Annotated in this window: 11 protein-coding genes; all 11 read left to right on the top strand. The window is 56.1% G+C overall.

Annotated elements, in window-relative coordinates:
• Nucleotides 1-25 precede the first annotated feature (25 nt).
• The 11 genes from RGW60_RS01075 (at nt 26) to gcvH (ending at nt 11,892) form a co-directional block, all read left to right on the top strand.
• Complete coding sequence (locus RGW60_RS01075) at nt 26-541, top strand: sigma-70 family RNA polymerase sigma factor (RefSeq protein WP_322201341.1); 516 nt, start codon at nt 26-28, stop codon at nt 539-541.
• An 89-nt stretch (nt 542-630) separates the two neighbouring features.
• Entirely contained in the window at nt 631-2,991 is a 2,361-nt protein-coding gene (locus RGW60_RS01070) for a TonB-dependent hemoglobin/transferrin/lactoferrin family receptor (protein ID WP_407074076.1), read from the top strand.
• A gap of 71 nt (nt 2,992-3,062) precedes the next feature.
• Nucleotides 3,063-3,662 (top strand): biliverdin-producing heme oxygenase, encoded by a 600-nt coding sequence (locus RGW60_RS01065; RefSeq protein ID WP_322201340.1) that lies wholly within the window; start codon nt 3,063-3,065, stop codon nt 3,660-3,662.
• Nucleotides 3,663-3,730: 68 nt separating this feature from the next.
• Nucleotides 3,731-4,144 (top strand): YbaN family protein, encoded by a 414-nt coding sequence (locus RGW60_RS01060; protein ID WP_322201338.1) that lies wholly within the window; start codon nt 3,731-3,733, stop codon nt 4,142-4,144.
• 249 nt (nt 4,145-4,393) lie between these two features.
• Nucleotides 4,394-5,824 carry an arginine-ornithine antiporter gene (arcD, locus tag RGW60_RS01055; protein ID WP_322201336.1) on the top strand — a complete coding sequence of 477 codons (1,431 nt, stop codon included), beginning with the start codon at nt 4,394-4,396 and terminating at the stop codon, nt 5,822-5,824.
• A 33-nt stretch (nt 5,825-5,857) separates the two neighbouring features.
• Nucleotides 5,858-7,114 (top strand): arginine deiminase, encoded by a 1,257-nt coding sequence (gene arcA / locus RGW60_RS01050; RefSeq protein ID WP_322201334.1) that lies wholly within the window; start codon nt 5,858-5,860, stop codon nt 7,112-7,114.
• A gap of 30 nt (nt 7,115-7,144) precedes the next feature.
• The gene (locus RGW60_RS01045; protein WP_322167880.1) at nt 7,145-8,152 is read left to right on the top strand and encodes an ornithine carbamoyltransferase; all 1,008 of its coding nucleotides are present in this window, start codon (nt 7,145-7,147) and stop codon (nt 8,150-8,152) included.
• A 75-nt stretch (nt 8,153-8,227) separates the two neighbouring features.
• Nucleotides 8,228-9,157 carry a carbamate kinase gene (arcC, locus tag RGW60_RS01040; RefSeq protein WP_322201332.1) on the top strand — a complete coding sequence of 310 codons (930 nt, stop codon included), beginning with the start codon at nt 8,228-8,230 and terminating at the stop codon, nt 9,155-9,157.
• A gap of 60 nt (nt 9,158-9,217) precedes the next feature.
• Nucleotides 9,218-9,574, top strand: coding sequence for a DUF5064 family protein (locus RGW60_RS01035; protein ID WP_322201330.1), 357 nt, complete (start codon nt 9,218-9,220; stop codon nt 9,572-9,574).
• 126 nt (nt 9,575-9,700) lie between these two features.
• Nucleotides 9,701-11,209 (top strand): sigma-54-dependent transcriptional regulator, encoded by a 1,509-nt coding sequence (locus RGW60_RS01030; protein WP_322201328.1) that lies wholly within the window; start codon nt 9,701-9,703, stop codon nt 11,207-11,209.
• Nucleotides 11,210-11,508: 299 nt separating this feature from the next.
• Nucleotides 11,509-11,892, top strand: a complete 384-nt coding sequence (gene gcvH, locus RGW60_RS01025; protein WP_322201326.1) for a glycine cleavage system protein GcvH — start codon at nt 11,509-11,511, stop codon at nt 11,890-11,892.
• Nucleotides 11,893-11,901 lie beyond the last annotated feature (9 nt).

Here is an 11,901-nt window from a genome sequence, read left to right as displayed (position 1 = left end):
AGCTATTTTATTGGTCAGGTATTCCGTGAACCAGTCGAGTTTCAATGAACTCTTCCTTTCCCAGCGCAAAATTCTGCTACGCATGCTGCAGAGAATGGTTGGCAACGTTTTCGCGGCAGAAGACTTGTTGCACGACACCTACTTGCGCGTCACTCGCGCCTTGGCTGAACGCTCAATCGAGCATTTGGCACCCTTTCTCTATCAGACCGCGCGAAACCTGGCGTTAGACCACCTGCGTGCGCAACGCCTTCAATCCCGGACGATGATCGAAGACGTACCGCTGGATGTTTTGCGCAACGTCACCCAATCCCAAAGCAGCGCCGAAGATGCCGCTCATGCTCAACGCTTGCTTGAACGCCTCAACACCTGCCTCACTGAACTGAGTACACGTCAGCAAAAAATATTCTCCCTCAATCGCTTGCAAGGCTGCAGCTATCCGGAAATTGCAGCCCAGCTCGACGTCTCCACAAGCACGGTGCAAAAGGAGCTAAAGCTGATCAAAGCCATCTGCAATGGGGTTGTGTCTCAGCATGAACTGTAGTGAATACCAATAGTTTTTACGCGATGTCCATCCGTCGTTCGTCTAGTTATAGCCAACGCAATTGATTCTCATTTAAATCAAGCGTGACTATGAATAATGACCCTAACGACGGCGAGCTATCGATGCTGACACCAAGTAAAACCTTCACCCAATCTTCACTCACCCTGGCATTGATTGCAGCGCAGGCATTCAGTCTTGTAGCGACCGCTGCGATACCTAACGAAGAAGCCGCGCCGGTATCGGCGGGCAATGCCGTCATGTTGCAACAAACCACTATAAGCGCCACACGCACTGAACAGTCGGTCAACTCGGTTTCAAGCAGCGTCAGCGTGCATGAACGCAAAGAACTTGATGAGCAGAACGTCAATAACATTCGTGATTTGGTGCGCTACGAACCCGGTGTGTCGGTGGGCGGTACCGGGCAACGTTCTGGCACTACCGGATACAACATCCGAGGGATCGATGGGGATCGAGTCCTGACCCAGGTCGATGGCGTCGAAGTTCCCGCCAGTTTTTCTAACGGGCCTTATGCTAAAACTCACCGCAACTACGTGGACCCGGAAATCGTCAAACGCGTAGAGATCCTACGCGGACCGGCGTCGGTGCTGTACGGCAGCAGTGCTATCGGTGGCGCGGTCAGCTATTTCACCCTCGATCCGGACGACATTATTAAGCCCGGGCAAGACGTCGGCGCCCGGTTGAAAACCGGTTACAACTCGGCGGACAACAGTTGGCTCAACTCCGCTACCGTCGCCGGTCACCATGAAAATATCGACGGTTTGCTGCACCTGAGCCAGCGCAACGGTCGTGAAACTGAATCCTATGATGACCATGGCGGCACCGGGCTGGGCCGCACCGCTGCGAACCCGGAGGATGTGCGTAACACAAATGTACTGGCAAAACTGGGCTGGAATTATGGCGAGGAATCGCGGCTAGGGTTGACTTACGAACGCTACAGGAGTGATACCGATACCAACCAGAAAAGTGCAGTGGGCGGGCCTTACTTCCCCGCTCCCCAAGGTTGGTACAAGTCGCGCACGGGGAATGACACCCTCACCCGCGAACGATTCGGCATTGAAAACCGCTTCGCCCTCAATAGCGCGCTGGCCGATCACGTCAAATGGAGTTTGAACTATCAAGTCGCCAAGACCGACCAGAGCACAGAAGAGTTGTTATCGTCTCCTAGCCGTAAAGTGAACCGTGTGCGAAACACTGTCTATCAAGACAAACAATGGGTCGTTGACGCGCAGTTCGACAAAACCTTTTCGATTGTTGATACCGATCATCTGCTGACCTACGGCACAACCATCAAGCAGCAAAAAGTCACCGGCTTGCGCCAAGGCAGCGGTACCTGCGTGGCCGTATTTCGCGCCTGCCGAGTGATTGGTACGGACAGCCCGGCCGACCGTGTTAAGCCTATGAGCGACTTCCCGGACCCTACCGTCACCAGTTATGCGCTGTTCGCTCAAGACGAAATTCGCTGGAACAACTGGACCTTCTCGCCGGGCCTGCGCTACGACTACACCCAGCTTGATCCGCATATCACTCAGGAATTTTTGAATAGCGCCAACCCAAGCGGTAACGGCACGGTCAGCGACAAAAATAAAACCTGGCATCGCGTATCACCCAAATTGGGTCTGACCTATGCGCTGACCGAGCAATACACCTTGTACGGCCAATACGCCGAAGGTTTCCGCACGCCAACCGCCAAAGCACTGTATGGCCAGTTCGAAAATCTCACCTCAGGCTACATCGTTGCACCTAATCCGAACCTGAAACCGGAGACCAGCAAAAGCTACGAAACCGGCCTGCGAGGCAATTTCGACGCGGGATCGTTTGGCGTAGCGGTGTTCTATAACAAGTACCGCGACTTCATCAACGAAGACGCGATTACCCCTGGTGCTCTTGAAACCGTGTTCCAGGCCAATAACATCAAGCACGCCACCATCAAGGGCGCCGAGGTCAAAGGCCGCTTGAACCTTGATGCATTCGGTGCATCCGCCGGTCTGTACACCCAAGGTTCAGTGGCCTATGCCCACGGACGCAACAACGACACTGGCCAGCCGATCAACAGCGTCAACCCGCTGACCGGCGTCTTCGGTTTGGGCTACGACCAAAATGCTTATGGCGGATTGCTGAGCTGGACAGTGGTTCAGCGCAAGAACCAGGTCGACGACACCGCGACCGTTTTCAATGCGCCAGACGGCACCTCCAGCCAATTCAGATCAGCAGGCTATGGCGTCTTCGATTTAACCGGTTACTACAAGGTTGCTGATGACGTAACCATCAACGCCGGCCTGTACAACCTCACCGATAAAAAATACTGGAGCTGGGATGACGTGCGCGGTTACGACAGCACTGGCGAAGCGGGCGCCACCAGCCCGGCCAACCTTGATCGTTTGACCCAGCCGGGCCGCAATTTCGGCGTCAACGTGGTGTGGGACATCTGATGTTTTAGCCTGCGCCGGGTACATTCGGCGCAGGTTTACTCGTTTCGAAACGTGTTTTAAAAGGACGATTTATGACTTCCCGACAGCATCGCCCGGCCCTTCGCTCTCAACGGCTGAATCAGATCACCCAGGCGCCTCATGAACAGCTCGACAAGGCGGTAAAAGCCAACGCACCGTTTGAAAGCTTGGCCAGTTACACCCGCTTTGTCGTGGCTCAATACGTTTTTCAAGCGGAGTTGGAAGCCGTGTACAACGACCCGGAACTGGTGAAAATCTTCGACGACCTGCCCGACCGCTGCCGCGCTGAACACGCCAAGGCCGATCTGACAGACCTTTGCACCGTGGTGCCTGAACCGGTCGCCGGTGCACTGCTTCAGCCCACCAAATTCCAGGCATTGGGATGGTTATACGTCTCGGAAGGCTCCAAGCTGGGCGCAGCTTTTTTGATCAAGCGCGCCGTGGCTCTAGACCTCAACGCTACCTTTGGCGCGCGTCATCTGAGCGAACCTGCCGGGGGCCGGGCCGACGGTTGGAAGCGTTTTGTGCGAACTCTGGATAATTTGCAGCTCAGTGCCGAGCAAGAGGCGCAAGTCGAACGGGGCGCAATCGAGGCATTTGAACGTTTCAATGTGTTGCTGCGACAGGCTTACGCCACCGCACCGAAGACTTAAACTGCTTGAACCCGGCGCGCCCGGCCAGCCCTGTTAAACTGCCCGGGTTGTTAAATGGACACACGCCCATGACCCTCTCGACCAAACCTCACGCACCGACCGGCTCAAAAACCGCTCGCGTGCTGTTCGGTATTCTTGCCTATGTCAGCTTGACCATAGGCTTGATCGCCATCGTCGTACCCGGTTTGCCCACTACCGAATTCATCCTGCTGGCCGCCTGGGCTGCCACCAAAAGTTCACCCCGGTTAAGCGCCTGGCTAGAAAACCATCGACTGTTTGGCCCGATGCTGAGCAATTGGCGCAACGGCCGCCTGATAGCCCGCCGGGCTAAAATCAGCGCTAGCGTCAGCATGTTGATCTGCGTTGTAGCGATGCTCATCCTGCTCAACCACCACTGGCCGGTCTACCTCGCCATTGGCGGTATGAGCCTGGGCAATCTATGGATCTGGTCAAGGCCGGAGCCTGCTGAAAACTCTGTGTAGATGCCAACTTCTGGCGAAGGACTTCATGCGATGCATGACACTTCGCCACCTCGCCACCTCGCAACAAGACGGTATCTACAAATAGAGCAACGATAGCGTGTCGAGTTATGTGGTCCAGGTTGCCCCAGTTGCCTGCAGGCACCAGCGACAGATTGTCACGGCAATAAGATAACTACTTGATCTGCGTCATCTGCCCGTACAGCGATTGAACTACCGTTGTGAATTCCTTCTCTTGGATGGAGCTGCGCGATGTCTGATTCTCCTGGCAAACTTCGACTCGGCGCGCTAGTGGCCTTGGTAGTGGGCTCGATGATAGGCGGGGGGATTTTCTCGCTCCCGCAAAATATGGCCGCCAGCGCCGACGTCGGCGCCATTTTACTGGGTTGGGCAATAACTGCCGTCGGCATGCTGACCCTGGCGTTCGTGTTCCAAACCCTGGCCAACCGTAAACCCACCCTCGATGGTGGTGTATACGCTTACGCCAAAGCCGGTTTTGGCGATTACATGGGCTTTTCGTCAGCCTGGGGCTACTGGATCAGCGCGTGGCTAGGCAACGTCGGTTACTTCGTTCTGCTGTTCAGCACCCTCGGTTATTTCTTCCCGATCTTCGGTCAAGGCAACACCCCAGCCGCAATAGTGGGGGCCTCTATTTTGTTGTGGGCAGTACATTTTCTGGTGCTGCGCGGGATCAAAGAAGCCGCGTTTATAAACCTCGTCACCACCGTTGCCAAAGTCGTGCCGCTGTTGCTGTTTGTCTTGATTGCGATCTTCGCCTTCAAGCTAGACATCTTCACCGCTGACATTTGGGGTATCAAGAACCCGGACCTGGGCAGCGTGATGAATCAGGTGCGCAACATGATGCTGGTCACCGTCTGGGTGTTCATTGGCATTGAAGGCGCAAGCATCTTTTCCGCCCGGGCCGAAAAGCGCTCGGATGTGGGCAAGGCCACCATCATTGGTTTCATCACCGTGTTGCTGTTTCTGGTGTTCGTGAACGTGCTGTCGCTGGGCATCATGACTCAGCCAGAATTGGCCAAACTGCAGAATCCATCAATGGCTGCCGTGCTTGAGCATGTAGTCGGGCATTGGGGCGCGGTATTGATTAGCGTGGGCTTGATCATCTCCCTGCTCGGCGCCCTGCTGTCGTGGGTCTTGCTGTGTGCGGAAATCATGTTTGCCGCAGCCAAAGACCACACCATGCCAGCGTTCCTAAAGCGTGAAAACGCCAACCATGTACCGGCCAATGCACTGTGGCTGACCAACGCCATGGTTCAGGTATTCCTGATCATCACTTTATTCTCTGCCAGCACTTATCTGTCGCTGATCTACCTCGCGACCTCGATGATTTTAATCCCGTATCTGTGGTCCGCAGCCTATGCCGTGTTGTTAGCGGTGCGCGGCGAAACCTACGAAAAGGCCATCGCCGAACGCAAGAAAGACCTGTTTATCGGTGCCGTCGCGCTGATCTATGCGGTCTGGTTGATTTATGCCGGCGGCGTGAAATACCTGCTGCTCTCGGCCCTGCTCTATGCACCCGGCGTGATTCTGTTTGCCAAAGCCAAACGTGAACTCGGCCAACCGGTTTTTACCAACCTGGAGAAGTTGATCTTTGCCGTCGTGCTGATCGGGGCGCTGGCTGCTGCCTATGGCCTTTACGCCGGTTTTCTGACCCTGTTGTAACACCCCTGCTCATGTCATTGGAGGAGTACAGAAATGTCCGCTGAACCCGTCAAACTTGGCGTCCACTCTGAAGTAGGCAAGCTTCAAAAGGTCTTGGTCTGCTCACCCGGCCTCGCTCACCAACGCCTGACTCCAAATAACTGCGATGAACTGCTATTCGACGACGTGCTATGGGTCAATCAGGCCAAGCGCGACCATTTTGATTTCGTCACCAAAATGCGTGAGCGTGGCGTCGATGTGCTGGAAATGCACAATCTGCTGACCGATATCGTGGCGACGCCCGAAGCACTCGATTGGATTTTGGAGCGCAAGATCAGTGCGAACTCCGTCGGCATCGGTTTAATCAACGAGACCAACGCCTGGATGCGCAGCCTGGAGCCGCGCAAGATCGCCGAATACTTGATTGGCGGCGTGTCTGCAGATGACCTGCCGAGCGATTTCGGCGGAAAGACTCTAGAGATATTCCGCGATTTCCTGGGGCATTCCAGCTTCATTCTGCCGCCGTTGCCAAACACGATATTCACCCGTGACACCACTTGCTGGATCTATGGCGGCGTTACCTTGAATCCGATGCACTGGCCCGCGCGGCGTCAGGAAACGTTGCTCGCCAGCGCGATCTACAAATTTCACTCTGAGTTCGTCAACGCGGATTTCCGTATCTGGTACGGCGACCCGGATGAAGATCACGGTAACGCCAGCCTTGAAGGTGGCGACGTAATGCCCATCGGTAATGGTGTGGTGTTGATCGGCATGGGCGAGCGCTCGTCACATCAAGCCATCGGCCAACTGGCGCGGAACTTGTTCAAGTACAACGCGGTTGAACGGGTGATCGTCGCCGGTCTGCCAAAGTCCCGCGCAGCGATGCATCTAGACACCGTGTTCAGTTTCTGTGACCGCGACCTGGTAACGATTTTCCCGGACGTGGTCAAACAAATCGTCGCCTTCAGCTTGCGCCCTGACGAAAGCAAACCAGGTGGCATCGACATCCGTCGCGAGGACACCAACTTCCTCGACACCGTCGCCGCAGCGCTCAATCTCAAAACCCTGCGGGTGGTGGAAACCGGTGGCAACAGCTTTGCCGCTGAGCGCGAACAGTGGGACGACGGCAACAACGTCGTGGCCTTAGAGCCAGGCGTGGTCATCGGTTACGACCGCAATACCTACACCAACACCCTGCTGCGCAAAGCTGGCGTCGAGGTCATCACCATCAGCGCCAGTGAGTTGGGCCGAGGTCGCGGCGGTGGCCACTGCATGACCTGCCCAATCGTTCGTGACCCGGTTAATTACTGATTGTTTGCCCACTTTCAAGGGAGATTAAACATGGCTTTTAATATGCGTAATCGCAGCCTGCTGAGCTTGATGCACCACACCACCCGTGAGCTGCACTATTTGCTCGACCTGTCCCGCGATCTCAAGCGCGCGAAATACACAGGCACCGAACAGCAACACCTCAAAGGCAAAAATATTGCACTGATCTTCGAAAAAACCTCGACCCGCACCCGTTGCGCATTCGAAGTAGCGGCCCACGACCAAGGGGCGCACGTCACCTACATTGACCCGGTGTCGTCGCAAATCGGCCACAAGGAAAGCATGAAAGACACCGCACGGGTTCTCGGGCGCATGTTCGACGCCATCGAATACCGTGGTTTTGAGCAGGAAATCGTCGAGGAACTGGCCAAGTTCGCCGGCGTACCTATTTTCAATGGCTTGACCGCTGAGTTTCACCCAACGCAAATGATCGCCGACACCATGACCATGCGCGAACACAGCGACAAACCGCTGCACGACATCAGCTACGCCTACCTGGGCGATGCGCGCTACAACATGGGCAACTCACTGCTGATGATCGGCGCCAAGCTGGGCATGGACGTGCGTATCGGCGCACCTAAAGCGCTGTGGCCGCATGAGGATTTCATCGCCCAATGCAAAGTCTTCGCCGAGGAAAGCGGCGCACGCATCACCATCACCGAAGACCCGAAAGAAGCGGTCAAAGGCGTCGATTTCATCCACACCGATATTTGGGTGTCCATGGGCGAACCGGTAGAAGCGTGGGATGAGCGCATCGAGCAATTGCTGCCGTATCAGGTCAACAGCGCCATGATGAAAGCGGCGGGCAACCCACGGGTTAAATTCATGCACTGCCTGCCTGCGTTTCATAACAGCGAAACCAAAGTCGGTAAAGACATCGCCAGCCGCTACCCAAACCTGGCCAACGGCGTGGAAGTGACCGAAGACGTTTTCGAATCCCCAGCCAACATCGCCTTCGAGCAAGCGGAAAACCGCATGCACACGATTAAAGCAATCTTGGTAGCGGCATTGGCAGGATAAGTTGCAACAAGACTTCAGGAGCCACTATTGGCGGCTCCACAGGGGTTGCGCTAACTTCAAAAAGGAAAAACCACCATGCGTATCGTCGTTGCTCTGGGTGGTAACGCCCTGCTCCGTCGTGGCGAGCCGATGACGGCTGTCAATCAGCGGATCAATATTCGCATCGCCGCCGAACAACTCGCCAAAATATCCCACCACAATGAATTGGTCGTCGCTCACGGCAATGGCCCGCAAGTCGGCCTACTGTCCCTGCAAGCGGCCGCCTACACTTCGGTATCTCCATACCCGCTTGACGTGCTTGGGGCAGAAACCGAAGGCATGATCGGCTATATGATCGAGCAGGAATTGGGCAATCTGCTACCCATTGATAAACCGCTCGCCACTCTGCTGACTCAAGTTGAAGTGGATGGTAACGACCCCGCGTTTCAGCACCCGAGCAAACCCATCGGCCCGATCTACTCAAAAGAAGAGGCCGAACACCTGGTTCAAGAAAAAGGCTGGAGCATTGCCCCAGACGGTGACAAGTACCGGCGCGTTGTAGCCAGCCCGAGACCCAAGCGCATCTTCGAAATTCGCCCGATCAAATGGCTGCTGGAGAAAGGCAGCATCGTGATTTGCGCCGGCGGTGGCGGCATTCCGACAATGTATGGCGAAGACGGCAAGCTCAAAGGCGTGGAAGCCGTGATCGATAAAGACCTGTGCTCGGCCTTGCTGGCGGAGCAACTGGACTGCGATTTGCTAGTGATTGCCACTGACGTTGATTCAGCGTTTATCGACTGGGGTAAGCCGACGCAAAAGGCCATCGCCCAGGCTCATCCCGACGACATGGAAAAACTGGGCTTTGCCGCAGGCTCGATGGGGCCTAAAGTGCAGGCTGCCTGCGAATTCGCGCGCAACACCGGAAAAGAGGCCGTGATCGGTTCGCTGGCGGACATCGAAGACATCGTCAACGGTTATGCCGGAACCCGGATCAGCACCGCCAGACAAGGCATTCACTATCGGTGAACCTGGGAAGCGACCATGTGGTCTATTCCTACACTTTTGTACCGTAAAGGAGCAACGCACATGTACGAGCCAGGTCATTTGTATATCACTCGCGCTGCGCTGCAACCCGATGACTTCGGGTATGACATCCATATCCACTACGAAGTGCATCAAGACCCAAAAGACGGCGCTTACATGCATTTCTCCATGGTCGGCGATGTCAACGGCGACGCGTTCGAAGATACGTTTGATCTGCCGCGTGACAGCGCTTTCAACTTCGCCAGCGTGGCCAACAAGATCGCAATCAAACACGGCTTGCCGCACACCGCGACCCTGCCGCTGGCGATGCACAAGCAATACGACGAAATGTTCGAAGACGTCCGGGCAAAGCTCGCCCTTAAATCGGGTGAGCCGGTGAAGCCTGAGCATCTGAAGTAATTTACAAAGCCTCTCGCCACCGCGTTCGCTCTTTAGGAGCCAACTTGTTGGCGAAGCGCCTGCCACGCCACCACCCAATTTACTGGCATAATTGCCGCCCTCGCCGCCGGAACACTCATTCGCCCCATGCGTATCCACGTCTGCTTCATCGACCGCGTTGGCATTACCCAGGAAGTGCTGGCGATTCTCGGCGGGCGCAATCTGAATCTGGACGCGGTGGAGATGGTTCCGCCGAACGTATACATCGACGCCCCCACCCTCAGCCCGCAAGTGCTGGAAGAGTTGAAAGACCGGCTGTTTCGAGTGCGCGGTGTCGAGGCGATTACCGTGGTCGACATCCTTCCCGGCCAACGGCGGCACCTTCAGCTTGATGCCCTGCTCGCCGCCATGACCGACCCGGTTTTGGCGCTGGACAGCAACGGCCGCATACTGCTTGCCAACCCTGCACTAATTGCGCTCTGCGGCCGTGAGCCTGCGGGCGAATCTGTGGCGGAGCTGTTCGCTGATCCCGGTCTGCATACGGCGCTGCTGGAAAACGGTTTTCGCCTGCCATTGCGCGAAGTCACGCTCAACGGCGAAGCTCTCCTGCTGGACGCCACGCCGATCACTGACGCTGGGGCATTGCTCACCCTGTACCTGCCGAGCCGCATTGGTGAACGCTTGGCCGCGCTGCACCATGACCATTCCGAGGGTTTTGACTCACTGCTAGGCGAGTCGCAGCCCATCCGCACGTTGAAGACGCGAGCGTTGCGCGTCGCTGCTTTGGACGCGCCGCTGCTGATTCAAGGCGAAACCGGCACCGGCAAAGAGCTAGTGGCCCGTGCCTGTCACGCCATCAGTGCCCGCCATGCGGCACCGTTTTTGGCGCTCAACTGCGCCGCACTCCCGGAAAACCTCGCCGAAAGCGAACTGTTCGGTTACGCCCCCGGCGCCTTTACTGGCGCCCAACGTGGCGGCAAACCCGGACTGATGGAGATGGCCAACCACGGCACGGTGTTTCTCGATGAAATCGGCGAAATGTCGCCGTACCTGCAAGCCAAGCTGCTGCGGTTTTTGAACGACGGCAGCTTCCGGCGCGTCGGTGGCGACCGGGAAGTGAAGGTCAACGTACGGATCCTCAGCGCCACCCACCGAGACTTGGAAAAGATGGTCAACGAAGGCACCTTTCGCGAGGACCTGTTTTATCGACTGAACGTGCTTAACCTTGAGGTGCCGCCGCTACGTGAACGCGGGCAAGACATTTTGCTGTTGGCGCGCTATTTCATGGAGCAAGCCTGCGCGCAGATTCAACGGCCTATCTGCCGCCTGACGCCGGGCACCTACCCGGCCCTGCTCAGTAATCGCTGGCCCGGCAATGTGCGCCAGTTGCAAAACGTGATTTTCCGCGCGGCGGCGATTTGCGAAAGCTCGCTGGTGGACATCGGCGACCTGGACATCGCGGGCACCTCAGTAGCGCGCCAGACCGACGGCGAAGTCGCCAGCTTGGAACAGGCGGTCGAAGACTTCGAAAAAACTTTGCTAGAAAAGCTCTACGTCAGCTACCCCTCGACTCGCCAACTTGCCAGCCGTTTGCAAACTTCCCACACCGCCATCGCTCACCGGCTGCGCAAGTATGGGATTTCCGGAAAGGGTTGATGCCCAAAGGTTGGCTCCTTCAGGGAAGGTTATTTCTCTGAACTGTACTGAAACCACTACAGCGGAACGAATTCGCTACAGAACCCTGCACGCCGCGCAACGCAAGGCCCTGATCCCATAGGCATTTTCCAGACAGGTTTAACTGTAGCGATTCCGCTACAGCGGACAAAACATGTCGATGTTAAAAATCTCATAACTATATGATTTAAAACAATATTTAGACACTGGCCGCAAAATTGCTATGAACTCGCCATTACGTTCGTGCCGGTCACGAGCTTTTGCGCCTTTGAGGAGTTTTTATGAGCGAGTTGCGATTCACCGTTGATCACGAATGGTTACGTGCTGAAGCTGATGGCAGCGTTACTGTTGGCATCACCCCGTATGCACAGGAATCGCTAGGCGACGTGGTGTTCGTGCAACTTCCGGAGCTGCAGGCCTACACTCAACACGCTGAAGTCTCGGTAGTGGAGTCAGTCAAAGCCGCCAGCAGCATAAACATGCCGCTAAATGGTGAGGTGGTTGAAGTCAATACTGCCCTCGAAACCACTCCTGAGCTGGTCAACGAAGATGCATCCAGCGCGGGCTGGTTCTTTCGTTTCATCCCTGAAGATGCTGACGCCATTCACGCCTTGCTCGATCAAGGCGCGTACGACCGCTTGATCAAAGCCAACGCCGAGGCTTGAGGAATAGAC

The organism is Pseudomonas sp. AB6 (assembly GCF_034314105.1).
GTDB lineage: Bacteria > Pseudomonadota > Gammaproteobacteria > Pseudomonadales > Pseudomonadaceae > Aquipseudomonas.
This window is presented reverse-complemented; position numbering and strand designations above follow the sequence as displayed.